The 23,587-nt window shown below is 36.9% G+C and carries 22 protein-coding genes and 1 pseudogene; 17 read left to right on the top strand and 6 right to left on the bottom strand.

Features of this window, described 5'->3' with window-relative positions; genetic code table 11:
• Positions 1-56 precede the first annotated feature (56 nt).
• The 5 genes from DWZ38_RS09855 to DWZ38_RS09875 all read left to right on the top strand — a co-directional run bounded on the left by DWZ38_RS09855 (position 57) and on the right by DWZ38_RS09875 (position 4,613).
• Positions 57-731 (top strand): response regulator transcription factor, encoded by a 675-nt coding sequence (locus DWZ38_RS09855; RefSeq protein ID WP_117852270.1) that lies wholly within the window; start codon positions 57-59, stop codon positions 729-731.
• Positions 719-1,897 carry a HAMP domain-containing sensor histidine kinase gene (locus DWZ38_RS09860; protein WP_117852275.1) on the top strand — a complete coding sequence of 393 codons (1,179 nt, stop codon included), beginning with the start codon at positions 719-721 and terminating at the stop codon, positions 1,895-1,897. Before DWZ38_RS09855 ends, DWZ38_RS09860 begins: the two co-directional genes overlap by 13 nt.
• A 116-nt stretch (positions 1,898-2,013) precedes the next feature.
• Positions 2,014-3,084, top strand: a complete 1,071-nt coding sequence (locus tag DWZ38_RS09865) for an ABC transporter permease subunit (protein ID WP_117852278.1) — start codon at positions 2,014-2,016, stop codon at positions 3,082-3,084.
• Positions 3,081-3,737 (top strand): hypothetical protein, encoded by a 657-nt coding sequence (locus DWZ38_RS09870; RefSeq protein ID WP_005339624.1) that lies wholly within the window; start codon positions 3,081-3,083, stop codon positions 3,735-3,737. The genes DWZ38_RS09865 and DWZ38_RS09870 overlap by 4 nt, the downstream gene beginning before the upstream one ends.
• Positions 3,738-3,740: 3 nt before the next feature.
• Positions 3,741-4,613, top strand: coding sequence for an ATP-binding cassette domain-containing protein (locus DWZ38_RS09875; protein ID WP_117852281.1), 873 nt, complete (start codon positions 3,741-3,743; stop codon positions 4,611-4,613).
• Between the two features lie 37 nt (positions 4,614-4,650).
• On the opposite strand, the gene DWZ38_RS09880 is transcribed toward DWZ38_RS09875, so the two are convergent.
• Positions 4,651-6,897, bottom strand: coding sequence for a tetratricopeptide repeat protein (locus DWZ38_RS09880; RefSeq protein WP_117852285.1), 2,247 nt, complete (start codon positions 6,895-6,897; stop codon positions 4,651-4,653).
• 249 nt (positions 6,898-7,146) lie between these two features.
• Here DWZ38_RS09880 and DWZ38_RS23105 point away from each other — a divergent pair, with 249 nt between their 5' ends.
• The 3 genes from DWZ38_RS23105 to DWZ38_RS09890 all read left to right on the top strand — a co-directional run bounded on the left by DWZ38_RS23105 (position 7,147) and on the right by DWZ38_RS09890 (position 8,930).
• Entirely contained in the window at positions 7,147-7,281 is a 135-nt protein-coding gene (locus DWZ38_RS23105; RefSeq protein ID WP_262579263.1) for a hypothetical protein, read from the top strand.
• Positions 7,282-7,437: 156 nt separating this feature from the next.
• A complete protein-coding gene (locus DWZ38_RS09885) occupies positions 7,438-8,031 on the top strand; it encodes an AbiEi antitoxin N-terminal domain-containing protein (protein WP_117852288.1) in 594 nt (197 codons plus the stop codon).
• Positions 8,028-8,930, top strand: a complete 903-nt coding sequence (locus tag DWZ38_RS09890) for a nucleotidyl transferase AbiEii/AbiGii toxin family protein (protein WP_243000223.1) — start codon at positions 8,028-8,030, stop codon at positions 8,928-8,930. The genes DWZ38_RS09885 and DWZ38_RS09890 overlap by 4 nt, the downstream gene beginning before the upstream one ends.
• 126 nt (positions 8,931-9,056) lie before the next feature.
• Here the strand turns inward: DWZ38_RS09890 and DWZ38_RS23110 are convergent, their stop codons facing one another.
• Entirely contained in the window at positions 9,057-9,185 is a 129-nt protein-coding gene (locus DWZ38_RS23110; protein ID WP_262579260.1) for a hypothetical protein, read from the bottom strand.
• Between the two features lie 173 nt (positions 9,186-9,358).
• On the opposite strand from DWZ38_RS23110, the gene DWZ38_RS09895 reads away from it, so the two are divergent.
• From DWZ38_RS09895 to DWZ38_RS09925, 7 genes and pseudogenes are all read left to right on the top strand, one after another.
• Positions 9,359-12,331, top strand: coding sequence for a DEAD/DEAH box helicase family protein (locus DWZ38_RS09895; RefSeq protein ID WP_117852291.1), 2,973 nt, complete (start codon positions 9,359-9,361; stop codon positions 12,329-12,331).
• Positions 12,324-14,033, top strand: coding sequence for a recombinase family protein (locus DWZ38_RS09900; RefSeq protein ID WP_262579258.1), 1,710 nt, complete (start codon positions 12,324-12,326; stop codon positions 14,031-14,033). Before DWZ38_RS09895 ends, DWZ38_RS09900 begins: the two co-directional genes overlap by 8 nt.
• A gap of 567 nt (positions 14,034-14,600) precedes the next feature.
• Positions 14,601-15,680: an ROK family transcriptional regulator gene (locus DWZ38_RS09905; RefSeq protein ID WP_347519486.1), complete on the top strand. Its 1,080-nt coding sequence runs from the start codon at positions 14,601-14,603 to the stop codon at positions 15,678-15,680.
• A gap of 385 nt (positions 15,681-16,065) precedes the next feature.
• The gene (locus DWZ38_RS09910) at positions 16,066-17,094 is read left to right on the top strand and encodes an alcohol dehydrogenase catalytic domain-containing protein (RefSeq protein WP_117852301.1); all 1,029 of its coding nucleotides are present in this window, start codon (positions 16,066-16,068) and stop codon (positions 17,092-17,094) included.
• Positions 17,095-17,102: 8 nt separating this feature from the next.
• Positions 17,103-17,225, top strand: a pseudogene (locus tag DWZ38_RS22760) (VOC family protein); the annotation flags it as partial.
• Positions 17,226-17,243: 18 nt separating this feature from the next.
• The gene (locus tag DWZ38_RS09920) at positions 17,244-18,608 is read left to right on the top strand and encodes an MFS transporter (protein ID WP_117852304.1); all 1,365 of its coding nucleotides are present in this window, start codon (positions 17,244-17,246) and stop codon (positions 18,606-18,608) included.
• The gene (locus tag DWZ38_RS09925; RefSeq protein WP_330600087.1) at positions 18,592-18,837 is read left to right on the top strand and encodes a PfkB family carbohydrate kinase; all 246 of its coding nucleotides are present in this window, start codon (positions 18,592-18,594) and stop codon (positions 18,835-18,837) included. The genes DWZ38_RS09920 and DWZ38_RS09925 overlap by 17 nt, the downstream gene beginning before the upstream one ends.
• Here the strand turns inward: DWZ38_RS09925 and DWZ38_RS22765 are convergent.
• On the bottom strand, positions 18,790-19,470 hold the full coding sequence (locus tag DWZ38_RS22765; RefSeq protein WP_243000225.1) for a hypothetical protein: 681 nt from the start codon (positions 19,468-19,470) through the stop codon (positions 18,790-18,792). The genes DWZ38_RS09925 and DWZ38_RS22765 overlap by 48 nt on opposite strands.
• A 128-nt stretch (positions 19,471-19,598) precedes the next feature.
• Positions 19,599-19,940: a hypothetical protein gene (locus DWZ38_RS22770; protein WP_243000226.1), complete on the bottom strand. Its 342-nt coding sequence runs from the start codon at positions 19,938-19,940 to the stop codon at positions 19,599-19,601.
• Positions 19,941-20,146: 206 nt separating this feature from the next.
• Here DWZ38_RS22770 and DWZ38_RS23115 point away from each other — a divergent pair, with 206 nt between their 5' ends.
• The gene (locus DWZ38_RS23115) at positions 20,147-20,281 is read left to right on the top strand and encodes a hypothetical protein (protein ID WP_262579252.1); all 135 of its coding nucleotides are present in this window, start codon (positions 20,147-20,149) and stop codon (positions 20,279-20,281) included.
• 39 nt (positions 20,282-20,320) lie between these two features.
• Here the strand turns inward: DWZ38_RS23115 and DWZ38_RS09935 are convergent, their stop codons facing one another.
• On the bottom strand, positions 20,321-20,818 hold the full coding sequence (locus DWZ38_RS09935) for a hypothetical protein (protein WP_243000227.1): 498 nt from the start codon (positions 20,816-20,818) through the stop codon (positions 20,321-20,323).
• Between the two features lie 278 nt (positions 20,819-21,096).
• On the opposite strand from DWZ38_RS09935, the gene DWZ38_RS09940 reads away from it, so the two are divergent.
• Complete coding sequence (locus DWZ38_RS09940; protein WP_117852308.1) at positions 21,097-22,791, top strand: recombinase family protein; 1,695 nt, start codon at positions 21,097-21,099, stop codon at positions 22,789-22,791.
• A gap of 263 nt (positions 22,792-23,054) precedes the next feature.
• Here the strand turns inward: DWZ38_RS09940 and DWZ38_RS09945 are convergent, their stop codons facing one another.
• Positions 23,055-23,504 (bottom strand): Rrf2 family transcriptional regulator, encoded by a 450-nt coding sequence (locus DWZ38_RS09945; protein WP_117852312.1) that lies wholly within the window; start codon positions 23,502-23,504, stop codon positions 23,055-23,057.
• Between the last annotated feature and the right edge of the window lie 83 nt (positions 23,505-23,587).

Below are 23,587 nucleotides of genomic sequence, written 5' to 3' on the forward strand. Positions count from 1 at the left end.
CAATATATGATGAAAGGATGTGAAAAAGTCGAGACAAAGTCTACTCGACGGTTTGGATGAAATACAAGATTTTAGTTGTCGATGATGATAAAGAATTGGTGAAAATGCTTTGTAGTTATTTTAATATGAAACAATATGAAACCATTACGGCTACAGATGGAATGGAAGCATTAAATAAAATAAAAATGAAACCGGATATTATTTTGTTGGATATCAATATGCCACGCATGGATGGGATTGAAGTATGTCGTCTGATACGCAGTAAAGTGTTATGTCCAATTTTATTTCTGACAGCAAGAGTTGACGAAGATGATAAAATTAATGGGTTGCTTTCAGGTGGGGATGATTATATTACGAAACCATTTAGTCTTCGGGAGTTGGAAGCAAGGATTGTCACAAACATAAAGAGAGAAGAAAGGCATCAACAAAAAACGGAATACCGTTTCATGGATGAAATGCTGATTGATTATTCTGAAAAAAAAGTAGCTATAGCTGGACACAGGATGGAGTTCACAAAAATTGAATATCAGATTATTGAATTCTTATCCATGCATCCAGGGCAGGTGTTTGATAAAGAACGTATATATGCACAAGTCTGTGGATATGATGCGGAAGGGGACAGTAGAACGATAACGGAATTAGTACGGCGTATAAGGAAAAAAATAGCGGATTATTCAGAAAAAGAATACATAGAAACTGTATGGGGGATTGGATACCGATGGAAAAAATAAGAAACTTGTCACTGAAAAAAACAATTCTGCTTTATTTTGTGATCAGCTTAACGGCAGCATTTCTGTTATCTGGATTTACAGTTCATTTTGCAAGAAATATGCAGAATAAAATATGGGAAAAATATATTGATTATGCAGATTATACGGACGTGTTTCAGCAATATGGAAAGAAATACGAGATTGAGATATCAAGACCTAATCAATCGCAGATGAATCGTTTGGACTATCATCTTTCGGAAATGTGTGACTTTATGGAAACATATTCGGTACTGATTTTTTCGATTGTTGGGAGTGTTGTTGCGGTATTCTTTTTTTATAAAAATAAGTTAAAGACACCTCTACAGGAACTAAAAGATGCCTCACAAATGATTGCAGATAATGAACTGGATTTTCATGTGTCCTATGAAAATAAAGATGAGATGGGAACTTTGTGTAAAGAATTTGAAATGATGCGAAGTGATTTAGCAGATAACAACAGAAAGATGTGGCGAATGATTGATGACGAGAAGGCTTTGCGGAATGCAATTGCACATGATATACGTTCTCCACTTTCCATATTGCGTGGGTATCAGGAAATGCTCTTAGAGTTTGTTTCTGCTGAGAGTATAAAAACAGAGGATGTTATTGATATCTTACAAACAGGCATGTATCAGATTGACCGTATAGAGCATTTCACGGAAAACATGAGAAAAATGTCCCATTTAGAACAGAGGGAACTGCAATGCTCAGAGATAGAATTATCGGAACTGGCAAAAAAGATTGAGGCAGAAGCTGCCATGCTGTCCAAGAAGGAAAGTAAATTATGTAAGGTAGAAAGAGTGCAGGAACAAAACATTGTGAAAGTGGATGAGGAACTTGTCATGGAAGTGACAGACAACTTACTGGAAAATGCGGTTCGATATGCACAAAAAAGTATTGCTTTGCAGATAAAGAAAAAGGATGGTTTTCTTATAATTTCTGTTGAAGATGATGGAATAGGATTTGTGGATACTGAGGAAAAAGTAACAGAACCATTTTATCATAAGAATCCACAAGATGATTTAAAGCATTTTGGCCTTGGTATGTATATTTCTCGTATTTTCTGTGAAAAGCATGGAGGAAATTTGAAAATATATAATGCCAGACAAGGCGGTGCTCATGTAGAAGCTCTTTTCAAAGCTGAATAAAAATACTTTATAAGGCTGAAATCACAAATAAAGTGGTTTTAGTCTTTTTTATTGTGAATTTATTGAGAATTGATTTGTATGATGTTGTTAAAGAAATAAAGAAAGGAAGAGATACAATGAAAACAATCATAAAAAGAAGTATACTTGATTATTTAAAGAACCCTGTTTTGTGGATTGGCTTGATTATTATAGTTGCCAGTATGTATCAATGTCTGTCATCGTATTTGCAAATTCATTATATCAAACAGAATGAACAGATCACACAAAATGACGTAGCATTGGAAGATGCTGATGTCATGGATGGGTACATTCCCACATCTGATGATAAAGAAAGAAGAAGGGAGTGGGAAGATACGATCAAAGAGACGTTAATGGACACCTCCCAAAATGGTTTTGGATTTAGCAGGCAGGAAGCAGATCATGTAATGAAAGAAATTCAGAATATGGATGTAAAGACTGCTTCTGAGTTTTTGGAATCCCAATATGGCTATTATAATGCAATATATGCTTATGAGGACCTTGAAATTCATAAGGGGACAGCAGAAGAAATCAATCATTATATCGAGCGGAAATTATCCGAACATTCTTTTTCCTGGTACTTTGCCAAAAAATTTACGGATTTTGCAGGATTGCATATGGCCTTTTTTGCAACAGTCTTGCTATCATTTTTATTTATTCAGGATACACGAAAAAGTACCTATGAATTATTACATACAAAGCCTGTTACGGCAGTCCAATATATATGTGGGAAAGTAATAAGCGGATTCATTAGTATGCTGGGAGTATTAGTGATTTTGAATGTTATATTCTTTATGCTGTGTTTGAAAACGTCTTTAGAATCGGGCTTTCCAGTAACACCAATTGATTTTTGCGTGAATTCTCTGATCTATATTATTCCGAATCTTTTGATGATATGTTGTGTCTATACAATTACAGCAGTAATATTTAAAAATCCGCTTCCGGCAGCACCAATCTTGTTTTTACACATTATATATTCAAATATGCTGACCATGAAGAATGATATTTATTATATGAGACCGTTCTCTATTATGGTGCGATTCCCTGGCAGATTTTTTGAAACACATGTAGCCAAAATGTCAAACATAAATCAGATTATTCTTGTAATTTCATCAGTTATATTAGTATGTATTTCTGTTACAATCTGGAAAAGGAGGAGGGTTCATTGAAAACGGAACTAAAAAATTGCCTGTCGTTATATAAGATTTTTTATTCATGTGCATTTATACTGATATTGTGTGTTATTCATCCGATTATATACTATGAAGAAATCGGTTCAGCAATTCAGTCTCCAATAGCATTTTTAACAATTATTTTTTGTAGTGACACATATTTGATGGAAGTAAAAAGTAAACGTGCCGATGTATTTCATTTGTATGATCAAAAAAAGCAGTTAAAAGTAATATCGCAGAGAGTGGGCGTTCAAATATTATATTTATTAATACTTTCTTGTGTTGGATATGTTTTGTTTTTCTGGCAAAAACCGGGCAGTGTAAACGAAGGCATTTCGGGTATTCAGATATTTCTTTTATATTTCATTGCAATGTTTGGAACTATCTGGCTTTGGAGTATATGCTCTGTGATTTTGTGTACATTGCTTCGAAATATGTGGGCAGGTATTGGATGTTTATTTGGAATTGTCATTGGACTTATATCAAAAGCGGGAAGTTCATTTTTCGGAAATCTGGGATTGTTTTCTTTCAGCTTTTGTGAACCTACTCAATTAATGTCCGAGAGTTGGATTTATGGAACGCTTGTGTCTTTTATAGCGGGGCTGTTTTTATTTGCAGTATTACCAATGGCTTTAAAGAAAAGAGGATAGATTATGAGTATTAGAATAAATGATTTAACAGTTAGATTTAAAAATGGTGTAGTTGCAGTAAATAAGGCATCTCTTGAAATACCTAAGGGAATTTATGGACTTTTGGGTGAGAATGGTGCTGGAAAAACCACTTTGATGAGGGTTCTTACAACTGTTTTAAAACAAACGGAAGGAATGGTTTCCCTTGATGGAATTCTGTATAACGAGGGAAATTATGAGAAAATACAAAAAAAGATTGGTTATCTTCCACAGGAAATCGACTTATATCCGAATCTTACGGTGAAAGAATGTCTTGTATATATGGGTGGACTATCAGGAGTATCCACAAATGACCTCAAACAAAGAATTACCTATTATTTGGAAAAGACTTCTCTTACAGAGCAACAGAATAAAAAAATACGGCAATTATCTGGTGGTATGAAGAGACGTGTCGGACTCATACAGGCACTTCTTAATAATCCGGATTTTTTGATTATTGATGAACCTACCACCGGGTTAGATCCGGAAGAAAGAATCAGGATCCGCAATCTTTTGGTTGATTTTTCAAAGGATAGAACTGTGCTGTTTTCCACTCATGTAGTAGAAGATTTAGCAGCAACCTGTACACAGCTTGCCATTATGAAAAAGGGAAGTTTTTTATATTCTGGAAGCGTGAGTGGGTTGCTGAAAAATGCAAAAGGCTGTGTTTGGAATTGTACGGTACAAAATGCAGAAGAAGCCCGTTTGTTAGAAGCCAATTATTCTATATCATCTAAGCAGTATGTAGAAAATGGAATTCATATGAAAGTATTAAGCAAAGGAAAGCCAAATGAGAATTGTGTCCTGGATAATGATATCACTTTGGAAGATGCATATATTTATTTGACGAATAGTTGAATATAACGGCGGGCAAGTTGCCCGCCGTAAATTATGCTTATTTTGTTAAAAGACCGGATAGATTTTTTCCAATGCAAAATCCAATCTGTGGATATAACTCCTGAATTTCCTGATATTTTGCTTCAATCATTTCTGGTTCATCAGCCCAGATCTTTTCATATATTTTGAAAGCTCTTTTAAAATGTGTTTTGGCTTGCGGAAGATTGGCGGTCATCAGATAAATGGTTGCAAGGGTTTCCTGTACTTTGGCATAATCCAGATATTCATCGGAATGGTATTCCTTGATGATGCCGGATAATTTTTGCAATTCGGAGATTCCTCTTTCGGGTTCCTGCTGTTCTGTCAGGAACATTGCATAATTGGCAATCTGAGGTATGCTGTCATTTATATGAAGCAGGTTAAATTGGTCAAGCAGTGAGATACTTTTTTCCATGTGTTCTCTTGCAAGATCGGGATGACCGTTTATGCGGTAAAGTCCACCGAGATTGGCATGAAGGTTGGAAACAAGACGAGCATTGTCAGCAGTGATATTTTCTATCTGGGCAAGTGCATCCTTTTCCAGTTTTATTGCTTTTTCAGGTTTGGTTTCAAGGGTTGCTTGAAAATCCAGTAATAACGCCCGGTCAGAGTTGGTGCCAATGCTTTTTGTCTTTAACAGCACCTTCAGTTCCTGAATGATTCCCTTCATACCTTTGTGATAGTTATAGTTATCCATGTATGGAAATGCATTTTCCAGAAAAAGCAGATACTTTGGCATATCATCTTTTTCAATCAATTCTATGATATTTCCGATTGTTTGAAATAGCTTTTTATAATAATCTACTTCCATTCCATGCATTAAACATATGTGCTGTAAAGAATCCAGCAACGTGTGACAACTACTTACAGATGGTTTTGTCTCTGAAAGGGTGATTTCCTGAATCATCGGATGCAGAGAGATAGTGCGACGTGTTGTTGTCTGAACGAAACCAGTCTCAATTAAATCGTTGATTTCATTTAGTGTGGACAGTTCCAGCCATTTGGCAAATATACGGGCAGAAATACCGGTGGAAGGAAGAAAGCACATATTACACATGATATCCTGCTGTTTAAGAGATAAAGTGTATAAAGAAAACAGCGTATGGATATGACTATAATAGGTGGCTTTGCTGCTTTGTCCATCTTTGATTATTTTAATTTTATCTTCGTTATGGAAAGATGCTTTTTCCACCTGAAGTCTTGTTAATAACTGGTCTGGAGTCGAGATTCCATTTTCCAGAAGTTTTGCTGCCAGTTCCACGGCAAAAGTATGAGAGTGAACAGTTTCGATGATCTTTTCAACTGTTGCCCGGTACGTGTCTGCCTCTGAATAAAATACTGATGCCAGCTGGAAGAGAGCGTTCATATCCTCTATTTCTTTTAATGGTAGAGTACAGTATTCATCCAGTTTGCTTCTGGTTGTAAACAAAATCTGGCAGCGATATTTTAATACTACTGACAGAAAGCTGTCCTGTATGGCAGTGACATTAAAATTATCTATGATAAGCAGAGTATCGGATTTCAGGGAACGCAGAAAACGGTTATGTCTTTGAAACCGTTCCTGTTCAGTGCTTTCCGGAAGATCGTCAATAAAATCCATGTCAGTAATATCCTGATGAAGATCACCTGTATATTCTACATATAGAATGTTAGTGTAATGCTTTTTGTAATGTTTTGCGTAGGCTTTGGCAAGTTCGCTTTTACCAATACCGGCGATTCCGCAAAGAAAAACATGCCGGTTTTCCTCAAGCATGGTATATAATTCTTCCAGTTCTTTATCTCTTCCGATAAAATGACGGCATGGTTTCGGAACCTCACTGTCCATAATATAATCCAGCACAATGGGTGACAGGGCACCTCCGGCAATTAATTTTTGATTTTTAGTATCACGTTTGATAAATTGTCGCTCCATGCCAAAAGAAATCAGCTTTGCAAGAAAAAGCAGACGTGAGCTGGCTGGTTTGTACAGAGAAGCCAGATCTTTCTTTTTGGCATCGGAGATGGTGTCATCTTGTATAAATAATGTGTATATATCCTGCATAGCCATATTGCAGTCAGACATCAATGGAAGCAGATTCTGGTGAATGGTTTCTGCCAGCTTTTTCTGATTACTGGGTTTGGAATAGTAGGCAGATATTTTGGGACTGATCTTTGCTTGACCGGTCAGCCAACGACAAACCAGACCATTATCCATAGAAAAATCCTGATTTGCCGGATCATCCATAAAATCTTCAAATAATTCGTATAAAAAATCAGGCTGACTCATTTGATTACTTTCGCTGATATGATTTTTTAAGCAAGTGCTAATAGAAGAAAAATCGCATCGATTCAATAGAAATTCCCCTTTCGTAGTTAAGATTAAGTATATCTATCATAACACGAACATATATTCGATTCAAGAAAATGCGGATATTTTTAAATTGATTGTGTCAATTTACAATCAATTTCTATTCAATGTGGTTTTCCGGCAGGTTCTGTAAAATAAGCTCAGATCAAACAATAACGGGAGGAGCTTATGCAACAGAATATTGAATTTGAGCGGTGCATTGATTTTCTGGTACGGATGATTGATAAGTACGGCGCTGAAGTCCTCCGGGAGTTGGAGGAAGAAAAACAGAATAAGGAAGAAAAAAAAGCGGCAGTTTCCTGAAATACAAAATGTAAATCAGACTGTCGCTTTTTTGTGAAATTATTCGGTTGCGTTATCTTTTACTTCTGCAAGCATATAAGAATTATATTTACTTTTACGCTTAAATATAATATAATTTAAGCACAAAAGCAAATATCAAGGATAAGGAGGACAACTATGTCAACATCAGATATTTTGGAATCGCTAATTGAAAAAGATAATGGATATTTGATTACATCGAAGGCCGTTGAATCAGGTGTATCAAAGCCATCTGTCTCAAAATACGTCAGAGAGCATGATATGGAAAAAGTGGCACATGGCATTTATATCTTAGATAATGTGTGGCCAGATGAGTTGTTTGTCCTCCAGCAACGAAATAAGAATATTATTTATTCGGGCGAGACCGCCCTTTATTTGCATGGTCTTACCGACAGAGAATACAGTCATATTTGTTTCACTGTTCCTATCGGGTATAATGCAACACATATCAAAAAGAAAAACAAAGAAGTTCGTTATGCAAACCCAGAGATTCTTGATATGGGGACTTGTGAGATCCCGTCAAGTAGCGGTAACTTGGTTAAAGTATATGACAAGGAAAGATGTATTTGTGATTTGATTAAAGATCGAAAGAAATATGAAATTCAGTTATATCAGACAGCAATTAAGGAATATATGTCTTCGAAGGAAAAGAATCTTTCAAGATTGATTGAGTATGCGGTTAAACTTGGAGTAAGGGATGAAGTGATGATGTATGTGGAGGTAATGGTATGATTCATACAGCGAAACAACTTAAAGACAAAGTAAAAAACATGTCAGGCGGGAATGGTGAAGTTGCGCAAGCATTAATTAGAACATATTTTATGGAAAGGTTCTTAGAAAGAGTTTCTGTTTCTGAATACAGGAATAATTTTATTTTGAAAGGCGGAATGCTTGTTGCTTCTATTGTTGGTGTAGACATGAGAGCTACAATGGATATCGATACAACTGTGAAAGCATTACCTCTTAATGAGAAGGATGCTAGAGCAATCATTGAGAGAATCGGTGAGCTTCAGCTTGAAGATGGGGTAACCTTTAAGATTACGTCAGTAAAAGAAATCATGGAAGAATTTGATTATCCTGGCGTTAGGATGATGATAGAAGCTAATCTGGAACGAATGAGGCAACCTTTTAAGATCGATATTTCTACGGATGATGCAATCACGCCAGGTGCAGTAGAGTATAAATACAAGCTTATGTTTGAAGACAGATCAATTTCAGTTTTGTCGTATAATCTTGAAACTCTTCTTGCGGAAAAGATGCAGACGATTTTGGCAAGAGGACTTGCGAATACCAGAATGAGGGATTTTTATGATGTATATGAGATTATGAATTCAAAGGCTGATCAGATAAGCTTTGATGTTTTGAAAAAGGCATTTGCGGCTACTTGCATGAAGCGTGAAACTTCTTTTGGTGAGGAGGAAGTGAGAGAAACCTTAGACAAGATTAAAGATGATTCTGGACTCGAAGAAATGTGGAATCGTTTTAAGCGTGTAAACTATTTTGTTGATGATCTTCCGTGGGGAGAAATATCGGAAACAATAGTAGATAATATTGAAAAAATTTCTTTTTTTAGCGATCAGGTTTCCTGGATCAGTGATGAAAAGGGAATAAAAGACAGGAACAAGTTTTGAAGAAAAATCCTCTAAGAGATAGTGAAATACCTATTGTCTTAGAGGATTTTTTATTGAAGAATTTTAATATTTAAGAGTTTGTTTTTTTCTTTTTGACATTAAAGCTAAGATTTCCTGTGGGTTCGTTTACTGACGTCCGGGAAGTGTCTGCTTTGGTGTGCGGTCACGGTCGGCTTCGTCAATTGCTGTGACAAAACGTTTTACGCTATTTGGATTGGATATGAGAAAATTATGAGTAATACTTGAAGTAGCCATACGGACACCTCCCAGTTTTTGTGGCTTTTTTTGTGTATTAATTATACGATTGGCAGAGAAATGCGTCAATATGAAAAATAAGTATTGAAAATAGTTGGAACAAGTACTAAAATTAAGTTGGGACATTGAATGGAAGTTATGTTACGAGATAATAAGAATTGTAGGTGGAAGGTTTGAACATAGAAGCATATGATGCTGATTCATTGAGAAAAATGGTTAGGTTGCTTGAATATGAGAACAAGATATTAAAAGATAAATTGAAGAAAGCAGGCATTTCATATGAAGAGGTGAATCCTTTTGAAGAAAAAATAGAAAGTGCAGAAGAATATGACCTGGATCAAGGGAGTCGTATTGTAAATCCGCCATATATTACAGAGAAAATGGCAATACGTTTCTTTTCGATGTTTTGGGGAAGAGAAGATGTATATGCTAGACGGGGAAAGAACGGGGGGTATTTTCCACAATGTGCAAATCGTTGGAATGACCGGCTTTGTCCTAAACAACGTAAAGAGAAGATATTTTGTGATGAATGTGAAAATACCCAATGGATTAGTTTGGATGTTAAAAAAATAATTGCTCATTTGTTAGGCACAAAAGAAGATGGATCAGATGTAATAGGTGTATATCCTTTACTGCCAAATGGTACATGCAGATTTATAGTATTTGATTTTGATAATCACGAAAAAGGAGCAGAGGTTACGGACTTTGCAAATACGGATAATGAGTGGCATAAAGAAGTGGATGCGCTTAGAAAAATGTGTGAGCTTAATGGTATCAGACCTTTAGTTGAGAGGTCTCGATCTGGAAAAGGTGCCCATGTATGGATTTTCTTTAAAAAGGCAATACCTGCGGCAACAGCAAGGAATTTTGGATTTCTCCTATTAGACAAGGGTTCAACTTCCATCAATCTGAAATCGTTTCATTATTATGATAGAATGTATCCTTCGCAGGATGTGGCAAGCAGCATAGGTAATTTGATTGCATTGCCATTACAGGGGCAGGCTCTTAAAAATGGAAATAGTGCTTTTGTAGATGAAAATTGGAATGCTTATCCTGATCAATGGGATGCTCTTTTCAATAAAACAAGAAAGCTGGGAATAGAAGATGTTGAACAATGCATGGCAAAATGGCAGGGAGAATTAGCAGAAGTCCGAGGAACGCTTACTAATATTGAGAAGAATGTCAGACCGAAACCATGGAAGAAGAAATGTGAGTTTTGTAAGTTAGATGTTGTGGGCAAGCTTCACATGGTATTGGGCAATGGAGTTTATGTTGATACTCTGAATCTTATGCCAAGAATACAAAATCAGATTCGTAGTTTGGCGGCATTTGATAATCCGGAATTTTACAAAAATAAAAGGCTGGGATATTCTAATTATTATAATTTCAGTGCTGTATATTTAGGTAAGGATATAGATGGATATATACAGATTCCGAGAGGACTGCGGGAAAATATTATACAGGAATGTGAAAAAGCAGGCATTTCAGTTGATGTTTCAGATCAAAGAGAAACAGGACAACCTATCAGAGTATCTTTTAAAGGTGATTTGCGAATGCAACAGGAATTAGCGGCAGAAAAATTATTATCACATTCAGATGGGGTTCTGAGTGCGGCAACTGCATTTGGAAAGACTGTAGTATGTAGTTACCTTATTGCAGAGCGAAAAGTAAATACGCTCATTTTGCTGCAAAGTAAAGATTTGCTTAATCAGTGGGTTGATGAATTGAATCATTTCTTAGAGATAAGAGAAGAACCACCGGAATATGAAACAAAAACAGGAAGAAAGAAAAAAAGAAATAGTGTGATAGGCGTTTTGCACGGAAATAAAAATACATTGACAGGGATTATAGATGTTGCAATGGTTGGTTCAATGTACAGCAGAGGAAAATTTAATGAACGGATTAATTCTTACGGAATGGTAATTATGGATGAATGTCATCACGCAGCTTCTAACACATCTATGGAATTATTGCAGAAAATAAATGCAAAATATGTATATGGTGTTTCTGCTACACCTAAACGTGGTGACAGTCTTGATCGGATTATCTATATGCTGCTGGGACCTTTGAGACATAGATTTACTGCGTTGGAGAGGGCTAAGGAGCAAGGGATTGGAAATTATTTTGTCCCAAGATACACAAGAGTAGTTGATACTGCAGAAAGCAAGGAAAATATTAATAAAGCATATAATTTGATTAGTACCAGTAAGGTGCGCAATGAAATGATTATAGATGATGTTATAACTTGTGTTGCAAGAAAACAAACTCCTGTAATTTTAACAAGATTTAAGGAACATGCAAAATTTTTACATGATGCCTTAAAGGAAAAAGCAGATCATGTATTCCTTTTATATGGGGATAATTCGGATAAGGAAAATGCTGAAATAAGAGTAAAATTAAAGCAGATACCTGAAAATGAATCGCTTATTTTGGTGGCAACTGGTCAGAAAATAGGAGAAGGGTTTGATTTCCCAAGACTGGATGTATTAATGCTTGCAGCACCTGTATCTTTTGAAGGACGCCTGGAACAGTATGTAGGTAGATTAAACAGAGATTATGTCGGAAAAGAAGCTGTTTATGTGTATGATTATATTGATTCGCATGTGCGTTATTTTGATAAAATGTATGCAAAAAGATTGAGAACGTACAGGAAGACAGGATTTTCAATCTGGACACAAGAGTTGCAACCTAAACAAATAACAAATGCAATATTTGATTCTGTAAATTATACCGAAAAATTCGAGCAAGATATTGTAGAGTCAGAAAAAATGGTGGTAATTTCCAGTCCAGATATCAGACAGGATAAAATTGACAGATTTTTATTACTAATCAAGAAGAGACAGGAAGTAGGGGTAAAGGTCACTGTTATTACAACAGATCCGGAAGATATTACTTACGGAAAGTCAGATGTATGTTATGAATTAATCAGAGCAATGCAATTGGTAGGAATAAATGTGATAACAAGAACAGAAGTAGAAGAATGTTTTGCCGTTATTGATGATGAAATAGTATGGCATGGCGGGATGAATCTACTTGGAAAAGCTGATGTCTGGGATAACTTAATGCGTATCAGAAATTCACAAGTTGCAACGGAATTGTTGGAAATTGCTTTGGGATATTCTGAGGAGAGGAGGAAAAGTGAATAAAAAGATAAAATGTGATACCTATACCAGAGTATCCACAACCATGCAGGTAGATGGCTACAGTCTGGATGCTCAGAAAGAAAAACTCAAGAGATATGCGGAATTTCAGAACATGGAAATCGTAAATGAGTATTCCGATGAAGGTAAATCTGGAAAGAGCGTAGAGGGCAGACCGGAATTTCAGAGAATGTTGGATAATATTGAGAATGGCACAGATGAGGTGCAGTTTGTACTGGTGTTCAAGCTTTCCAGATTTGGTCGTAATGCGGCAGATGTTTTAAATTCTTTGCAGCGGATGCAGGATTTTGGAGTGAATCTGATCTGTGTTGAAGATGGAATTGACAGCTCAAAAGATAGTGGAAAGCTGATGATTTCTGTTCTGTCTGCGGTGGCAGAGATTGAACGAGAGAATATCCTTGTTCAGACAATGGAGGGACGTAAGCAGAAAGCCAGGGAAGGAAAATGGAACGGTGGATTTGCTCCATATGGCTATGAATTGGTAAATGGAGAATTGCAGATCGCAGAGGACGAAGCAGAGATTATTCGTCTGATCTATGATAAATTTATTCATACCAATATGGGAATCTCTGCGATTGCTGCATGGCTGAACCAGCATGGATATAAAAAGAAAAAACGACAGAATAATACACTGGACGCATTTGCCGCATCATTTATAAAAGGCGTTCTGGATAATCCGGTATACTGTGGAAAGCTGGCTTATGGACGAAGGAAAAACGAGAAAGTTTCTGGTACAAGAAATGAATATCGCATTGTAAAGCAGGAAAATTATATGCTGCACGATGGTATCCATGAAGGGATTATTTCGGAAACAGACTGGGAGCTGGCTCATCAAAAACGGGAAAAAACAGGTGTGAAATATGAAAAGACACATAGTCTCGATCATGAGCATATCTTATCCGGAATATTGAGATGCCCGTTATGTGGAAGCGGTATGTATGGAAACGTGAATCGAAAGAAAAAGAAAGACGGAACTTTATATAAGGATTATTTCTATTATGCCTGCAAACATCGTCGCCTGGTAGATGGTCATAAATGTGGATATCGTAAACAATGGAGCGAGGAGAAGATTAACAATGCAGTGGAAGAGGTTATTCGGAAGCTGGTGAAGAATCCTAAATTCGAAGAAGCAATTCTGAATAAAATCGGTTCAAGAATAGATACAGAAGAAATAGAAAAAGAGATTGAAGGACTGGAAAAACAGCACAGGCAGCTGACCGGAGCAAAAGGAAGACTTGGACAGCAGATGGATAGCCTGGACATCATGGATAAATTTTATGAGAAGAAATATCAGGATATGGAGACAAGGTTATACCGTCTGTATGATGAAATTGAAGGCGTGGAGAACAGTATAGAAGAAGTCAAGAATCGCCTGCTGAATATCCGGCAACAGAAAATATCAGAAGAAAACGTCTATCAATTTCTTTTATATTTTGATAAACTATATGATAAGTTCACCGACCTGGAGAAGAAAGAATTTCTTAACAGTTTTGTAGAACAGGTGGACATTTACGAGCAGGAGCAGCCGGATGGCAGATTCCTGAAGCACATAAAGTTCCGTTTCCCTGTGTATTTTGGAGGCGGGGAGACACAGGAACTTTGTTGGGACAAAGAAAGTACCGTTGAAACTGTGTGCCTCTTGAGCAACCGAAAACCAGATACCACGGTAAAACTCATAATACACTGAAACAAAGCAAGACAGAAGCTGTTGATGCGTTAGAAGATAACGTGTCAGCGGCTTTTTCTTTTTATCTAAAAATCTATTAGTCAAGTCTGAAAGGAGTCAATTCTATGGCAAAGAAAAATGTAAGAAACATGAAGGTTTGTGGACAGAGCGGTTATAAATATGAGACAGTTCCGGCGATTACATAAAAAATACCTCCGTTTTCGTATTGATTGATTCAGCAGGTCGTACCGGTGTGGTACTGCTTTGCTGTGGGGTAAGCATACGAAAATCGGAGGAAAAAGGCATTGAGGGGAAATTGAGCTGGAATTGAGTGAATGTTTGGAAAGTTGTAAAATTGAATTTCCATTTTGGCAAAGAATTACCACAGTAATTGTGATGAGATAACGTGAATGAAAAATATAGTGATTGGGTATCCGGCAAATTTGATTCTTAAAAGTAGCATTTCTAAATGCAGCAAATTTTTATTATAAAACATTACTTTACAAGAAGAATAAAAAAGTATATAATTCTTTAATAAAATATTTAATAAAAGAGGATGAGAAAACGGAAAATAAAGATAAAAGAAATATAACAAGAAAAAAAATAATTAATTATGTGCTGAACAATCATGTTACATCCAAGGCGGAAATTGCAAAAGAGTTAAACTTGAGTATGCCGACTGTGTTAGCAAATGTGAATGACTTGTTAGAAAAAATGGTGTTGGAAGAAACTGGGGAATATGCTTCGACTGGTGGCCGGAAGGCAAAAAGTATAGGAATTAATAAGTCATACTGTCATGCAATGGGAATTTTGATTACAGCGAATCATATAGAAATGGTATTAGTAAATCTTGGAGATGAGATTATAAAAAAAGATCGCATCCGTTTAAAATTTACGGCAGAATTATCCTATTGTACAGAGGTGGCACAAAAGGTCAAAACTTTTCTTGAAGGCGAATTAGCGAAGGATACGCTACTTGGGATTGGAGTGGCGATTCCAGGAATCATTGATCAGAAAGAACGGATCGTTTTAAAATCTCATGCTTTAGGCATAGAGAATTATAGTCTGCGCTTTTTAGAGCAGGCTCTGGAAATTCCAGTATATTTTGAAAATGATGCTAATGCTGCAATGCTTGCAGAAAAAAAGCAAAAGTATCCAAATGCGATATATCTGTCTTTGAACCATACCTTAGGAGGCGCATTCTGCATAGATGGAAAGCTGTTTCGAGGGCAGAACCAGAAAGCAGGGGAGTTTGGTCACATGATACTCGTTCCCGGTGGAAGAAAGTGTTATTGTGGTAAATCAGGATGTGCGGATGCATATTGTGCTGCAAGTGTACTGACACAAGATAACAGGCAGTCACTGGATGCATTTATGGAAAAAATTGAAAGTGGTGATGAAAAAACTTTTCAGATATGGAATGAGTATCTGGATCATCTTGCTGTTTTGATATCAAATCTGCGGATGGCATATGATATGGATATCATACTAGGAGGTGATGTGGGAGGGGTATTGTCAGATTATATGATACCACTGGGAGAAAAAGTGATGGCATATAATGGCTTTGAGCATGATGTTTCATACTTGAAAAATTGTTCGTATAAGAAAGAAGCGTCGGCTGTTGGAGCCGCGAAATACTTTTTTACAAAACATATGGTAGAATTGTAAATTTTTTGAACGCAGATAAGCAGTCCACCGCATCTGATGCGTAGGGCAAGGGGATGTTTAGTCTGTTGGAGTTAAAAACTCCCACTGACAGGTTGCAAAGCGAATGCAGATGTCCGCTTTATATGCGTGAAAAACGAGAAGTTGTCTAAAATTAGAAAAAGATATTATAGTAAAAAACGGAAAGAAAACAGTAACTACGGTTTCCTTTCCGTTTTTGCGTGTTGATTGTGAAAAATACACAAAAAATGTATTTTGAAATTATGAAATATATAAAATTATGAAAAACATATTGACAAATCGTGTTTACAGGGTAATAATGTAATTACTTTAATAAAACATTTTATAAAACATAAAATAAAACAGTATAAAAAAGGAGGAAACAATTATGTTACAGCAGGTAATGACAAATCCAGGAGAAATTATTTTTAGAGAGGTTCCGGTTCCGGAGGTAAAAGAAAATCAGGTGTTGGTAAAGATTATGAATATTGGTGTTTGTGGATCAGATATTCATGTTTATCATGGAAAACATCCGTTTACAAAATATCCGGTAACACAGGGACATGAGGTTTCCGGTGAGATCACAGAACTTGGAAAAAATGTCACAGAGTTTCAGGTTGGACAGAAGGTGACGATAGAGCCGCAGGTATATTGTGGACACTGCTATCCATGCCGTCATGGAAAGTATAATCTTTGTGAGGAATTAAAAGTAATGGGATTTCAGACGACAGGAACAGCATCTGAGTATTTTGCAGTGGATGCATCGAAAGTAACACCGATTCCAGAAGATATGTCCTATGAAGAAGGAGCTATGATCGAACCTCTTGCGGTGGCAGTTCATGGTGTAAAACAGATGGGCGATGTGGCTGGTATGAATATTGCAGTCCTTGGCGCAGGACCGATCGGAAATCTCGTGGCACAGGCAGCAAAAGGAATGGGGGCAGCGAAAGTGATGATCACAGATATCAGTGATCTTAGACTGGCAAAGGCAAAAGAATGTGGAATTGATGTGTGTGTGAATACCAAAAATAAAGACTTCGGTGAGGCAATGATCGAAGCATTTGGACCGGATAAGGCGGATGTAATCTACGACTGTGCTGGAAACAATATCACAATGGGGCAGGCAATCAAGTATGCAAGAAAAGGAAGTACAATCGTATTGGTGGCTGTTTTTGCTGGAATGGCAGAGATAGATCTTGCGGTGGCAAATGACCACGAACTTGACATTAAGAGCACGATGATGTACCGCCATGATGATTATATAGATGGAATCAGACTGGTAAATGAGGGCAAAGTTCATTTGAAACCGCTTATCTCAAAGACATTTGCTTTTAAAGATTATCTGAAGGCATACCAGTATATTGATGATAACCGTGAGACAACGATGAAAGTAATTATCAATGTCAGTGAAAAGTAAGGAGTTCACATGAAAAATATACAGTTATTACAGACGGAATCGAAGAATTGCCATTTGGGGAAAATGGTGTGAAGTTTTTTATGATTAAGGGACCAAATGAGGAAAAAATAGAGTTCTGTCAGAAACTCTGATAAAAACAGGAGAGACATATGGGAAGCGAAAACAAAAATGGAAAAGTACCGCTGATCAGTAAGATCGCATATGGGTTTGGTGATGTTGGATGTAATTTCAGCTGGATGTTCGTCAGTAATTTTCTGATGATATTTTATACAGACGTGTTCGGAATCAGTATGGCGGCGGTGTCAGCACTTATGCTTTTTTCAAGATTCTGGGATGCAATCAATGATCCAATCGTCGGGGGACTTACGGATAAAACAAAATCGAGATGGGGACGGTACCGTCCATGGCTGTTAGTAGCGGCACCAATTACAGCGATTCTTCTTGTCATGACATTCTGGGCAAGACCTGACTGGCCGCAGAATGGAAAGATTATTTATATGGTAATTACATACTGTCTGCTGGTTTTGGGGTATACCTGTGTGAATATTCCATATGGAACCTTGTGTGGTGCTATGACACAGGATATTGATGAACGTGCAAAAATAAATACATCCCGTTCGGTTGCAGCGATGATTGCAATTGGTGTGTTAAATATTATCACAGTTCCGCTGATCAGCAAATTCGGCAGTCACAGTGCAAAGACAGGATATTTGACGGTTGCGGTCATATATGGATGTATTTTTACAGCCTGTCATTTCTTCTGCTTTGCGAAGACGAAAGAGGCAGTGATTACTCCGGAAAAAGAAAAAATTTCTGTAAAGGTTCAGTTGAAAGCAGTCATGCAGAACAGACCATATCTTCTTGCATTGGTAGGACAGATATTATTTGGATTTACATTATATGGTAGAAACGCAGATATTCTGTATTATTTTACATATGTGGAAGGGAATGCCTCCTACTACACAACTTATTCGATGTGCATCATTATTCCTTCTATCATAGGGGCAGCCTGTTTTCAACCAGTATTCCGCAAGCTGAATAACAAAGGAAGAACAGCCTCTCTCTTTGCTTTATTTACAGGAATTTCCATGCTGACTATGTTTTTCTTTAATGCCAAAGAATCACCAGCCATTTTTTATGCTTTATCTGGTCTGACACAGTTTTTCTTCTCTGGATTTAATACAGCAATCTATGCAATTATTCCAGACTGCGTGGAATATGGGGAGTGGAAAACCGGACTTAGAAATGACGGTTTTCAGTATGCATTTATTTCACTTGGAAATAAAATCGGAATGGCAGTTGGAACAGCACTTTTAGCAGGATTACTTGGAAAATATGGTTATATTGCAAATCAGACACAAAATACAACTGTACTTTCAATTATGAAACATGCGTTTACGACGATTCCAGGTGCACTTTGGATTGTGACTGCGGTTGTATTGTTTTTCTACCGGTTAAATAAAAAACGTTACAACGAGATTGTGGAGGAACTGAAAAATGGAAGAAAAAGTTGATATCGTGGCATTGGGAGAATTGCTGATCGATTTTACGGAAGCAGGACACAGTCAGGATGGGAGAAAATTGTTCGAACAGAATCCCGGCGGTGCTCCGGCAAATCTTCTAACCGTTGCAAGCCACTTTGGGTATCATACATCTTTTATTGAAAAAGTTGGAAACGATATGCATGGTAAATTTTTAAAGAAGACATTGCAAAAGGAAGGAATCAGTGCCAATATCTTTTGATTTTAAAAGACATTTCAATTCCTGAAGTAGTGCTTTCATGCCTTTCTGATAATCATATTTTTGCATATATGGAAAAGAATTTTCCAGAAAAAGCAGATATTTTGGCATGTCATCCTTTTGAATCAATTCTATGATATTTCCTATTATCTGAAACTGCTTCTTGTAATAATCAACCTCAATTCCATGCATTAAACATATTTGCTGTAAAGAATCCAGTAATGTGTGGCAGCTACTTACAGATGGCTTTGTCTCTGAAAGGGCAATTTCCTGAATCATCGGATGCAGGGAAATAGTGTGGCGAGTATTAGTCTGGATAAAGCCAGTTTCTATCAGATTATTGATTTCATTCAAATTTGATAGATGCATCCATTTTGCAAAAATTCTTGCTTTACTACTTTGACCGTCTTTAATAATCCGAATGTCGTCTTCACTTTCTAACGCTGTTTTTTCTTCCTGTAATTTTCTTAATAATTGAGCTGGTGATAGACTGGTGCAGATCTCCGGTGTATTCAATATAAAGGATGTTGGTATAATATTTTTTATGCTTTCTGGCATATGCTTTAGCCAATTCACTTTTTCCAATGCCTGGTATGCCATAAAGAAATACTTTGGAATTGTTTTCCAGACATTCATGAAGATTTTCTATTTCGGATTTTCTGCCAACAAAATGCCGGCAGGGTTTTGGGACTTCACTGTCAGCAATATAGCCAAGAACAACAGGAGACAAGGAGTCTCCGGCAAGAAGCTTTTGATTCTTTGTATCACGCTTGATAAAGGTACGTTCCATTCCAAAGCAGATATACATCAGATAAAGCCTTATCCGGGTCAAACATCATAGGTAGAATCATATGTTCCAGAGTATCTGAAAGTTTTAGCTGAGAACTTTTGGCAGAATAGTAGTTGATAAGTTTGGGACTGACTTTTGCCTGTCCGCTCATCCAACGGCATACAAGTCCATTATCAAAAGAAAAATCTGCACCTTCCGGACTGGAAAGAAAGTCATCAAATACTTCATATAAAAATTCAGACTGATTCAACTGATTGTTTTCCCGCACGTAGCTTCGTAAAATTGTCATAATAGAACTAAAATCACATCGATCCAATGGGCATTTCCTCCTTTCCGTAAAATATAACTGGTGAATAAGTTTTCTTGAATAAAGATATCATACCATGAACATACATTCGATTCAAGAAAATGAAATATGTTTTATTAGTGTTTTTCTCAATTTGGAGTCAATTTCGATTCAATGCTGTTTGAGGGTATGTTCTGTAAAATAAGCTCAGGTCAAAACAATGACGGGAGGAGCTTATGCAACAGAATATTAAATTTGAGCGGTGCATTGATTTTCTGGTACGGATGATCGATAAGTACGGCGATGAAGTCCTCCGTGAGTTGGAGGAAGAAAAACAGGATAAAGAAGAAAAAGAAGCGGCAGTTTCCTGAAATACAAAATGTAAATCAGACTGTCGCTTTTTTGTGAAATTATTCGGCTGCGTTATCTTTTACTTCTGCAAGCATAATCTGCTCAAGTCGGTCAATATCTGGAAATACCACTTTTTTTCCTCTGGAATGAAGTTGACGAATTTTTTTCATACGTGTTGTTACTTCCTTGTGAATGGAATGCTTAACAGGAACCGGATTATTATTTCGAGTATGTATATGGTCAAGATAATAATCTCTGATTGGAAACATATTCTGGAGAAGAAAAGCAGCTTCTTTTCCATCAAATTCACCTAAAACAATCGTTAGGCACTTTCCGTATTTAGTCACCTGTTTATCGTGTATTGCTTTAAACTTTTCTACACGAGAACTGAGTGGAACCATCCATAACAGAGAAGTTTTATTGTCACGCAGACAGTAAAAAGTAGGACGGTATGTACCACCTTCTTTGTTCTGCATTAAGTTGGAATCACGTACTTTTTCAAAGTATTCATCTTTAATATGGTAAACGTATCCTTCTTGGTATATCATGTTCATCATCTATAAAATAAGCCCTGCCATGCGGCAGGACCGAAATTTTCGAGCCGGACATTTATTAGACGCTTCCGGTGAGCGAACAATATTTTCGAGCCGATCACTTATAAGCCGCCAACGGTGGGCGAACAATATTTTCGATGACAGAAATCCTGTCTCTATCATTATTATATGGTTGTAACGAAAATATGTCAATAAAAAATAAAAAGAAGTATTGAAAATAGTTGGAACAAGTACTAAAATAAAGTTGGGACAAAAAACGGAGCTATATTGCGAGGAAGATTATGAAGAATAAGAAGATTAAATGCGATATATATACCAGAGTGTCTACAACCATGCAGGTAGATGGCTATAGTCTGGATGTTCAGAATGAAAAACTCAAAAGATATGCGGAATTTCAGAACATGGAAATCGTAAATGAGTATTCCGATGAAGATAAGTCTGGAAAAAGCGTAGAGGGCAGACCGGAATTTCAGAGAATGTTGGATAATATTGAGAATGGAACAGATGAGGTACAGTTTGTACTGGTGTTCAAGCTTTCCAGATTCGGTCGTAATGCGGCAGATGTATTAAACTCTTTGCAGAGGATGCAGGATTTTGGAGTGAATCTGATCTGTGTAGAAGATGGAATTGACAGCTCAAAAGATAGTGGAAAGCTGATGATTTCTGTTCTATCTGCGGTGGCAGAGATTGAACGAGAAAATATTCTTGTTCAGACAAGGGAAGGACGTAAGCAGAAAGCCAGAGAAGGGAAATGGAACGGTGGATTTGCCCCATATGGTTATGAATTGGTAAATGGAGAATTGGAGATTGCAGAGGACGAAGCAGAAATTATTCGCCTGATTTATGACAAATTTATTCATACCAATATGGGAATCGCTGCGATTGCTGCATGGCTGAACCAGCATGGATATAAAAAGAAAAAACGACAGAATAATACACTGGACGCATTTGCCACTTCCTTTATAAAAGGTGTTCTGGATAATCCGGTATACTGTGGAAAACTGGCTTATGGACGAAGGAAGAACGAGAAAGTTTCTGGAACAAGAAATGAATATCGCATTGTAAAACAGGAAAATTATATGCTGCATGATGGCATCCATGAAGGGATTATTTCAGAAACAGACTGGGAGCTGGCTCATCAAAAACGAGAAAAAACAGGTGTGAAATATGAAAAGACACATAGTCTCGATCATGAGCATATTTTATCTGGAATATTGAGATGCCCGTTATGTGGAAGCGGTATGTATGGAAACGTGAATCGAAAGAAAAAGAAAGACGGAACTTTATATAAGGATTATTTCTATTATGCCTGCAAACATCGTCGCCTGGTAGATGGTCATAAATGTGGATATCGTAAACAATGGAGTGAGGAGAAGATTAACAATGCAGTAGAAGAAGTTATTCGGAAGCTGGTGAAGAATCCAAAGTTTGAGGAAGCAATACTGAATAAAATCGGTTCAAGAATAGATACAGAAGAAATAGAAAAAGAGATTGAAGGATTGGAAAAGCAGCACAGGCAGTTGACCGGAGCAAAGGCAAGACTTGGACAGCAGATGGACAGTCTGGATATCATGGATAAATTTTATGAGAAGAAATATCAGGATATGGAGACAAGGTTATACCGTTTGTATGATGAGATTGAAGGCGTGGAGAACAGTATAGAAGAAGTCAAGAACCGCCTGCTGAATATCCGGCAACAGAAAATATCAGAAGAAAACGTCTATCAATTCCTTTTATATTTTGATAAACTATATGATAAGTTCACCGACCTGGAGAAGAAAGAATTTCTTAACAGTTTTGTAGAACAGGTGGACATTTATGAGCAGGAGCAGCCAGATGGCAGATTCCTGAAGCACATAAAGTTCCGTTTCCCGGTGTATTTTGGAGACAGGGAGACACAGGAACTTTGTTGGGACAACGAAAGCACCGTGGAGACATGTTGCCTTTTGACAAACGAAAACCAGATGCCAAGGTAAAAATAGGCATTGATATGGATGATTATTACCGTATCAGGGAGAATGCTGAAAGCAAATAAACCTTTACAAAACCGAATAATACACTGAATTAAAGCAGGATAGAAGCTGTTGATGCGTTAGAAGATAACGTGTCAGCGGCTTTTTCTTTTTATCTGAAAATCTATTAGTCAAATCTGAAGGGAGTATGCAGCAAGTGATACAGGAGAACTCTTGGAGTGAGTTTTCCAAAATTATCACAAAATGTTTCCTGCTTATTTCTCCTGTCATATAATGTTTTGCAAATTATTTTGCATGGATGTTCGCTGATAATAGGTATTTATGATATCATGTAAAGTAATCGTATTCATTTTTCCTTCAGCAGTTTTTTGGATTTCATCATAGAATCCCTGCAAAGACAACTGAATATTAATGCCAATGCCGCAATCAGGGTTGGTATGAGTATCTAAATGAAGCAGAGGTTTCTTGCCCTCAACTGCTTTATAAATATCCAGCAATGTAATCTGGTCTGCTGGCTTTGAAAGAGAAGGACGGGCATGTCCGGCTACACTGGTCATAAGTCCGGCTTTTTTTAGTTTTAACATAAGCTGGCGCACAAAGCCGGGATTTGTATGGACACTTTCTGCAATTGAGGCACTGGAGAGAGATTTTTCCTGGTTGATAGCAATCAGAACCATCACATGGACAGTATCACTTAATTTCGTTGAATATTTCATGATAAGAAACTCCTTGTAGTATAATATAATGATTTTGCTTTCACATTTTTGAGACAAAATATTTCTGGCTTGTTAAAAACATC

The organism is Ruminococcus sp. AF31-8BH (assembly GCF_003460605.1).
GTDB lineage: Bacteria > Bacillota > Clostridia > Lachnospirales > Lachnospiraceae > Blautia_A > Blautia_A acetigignens.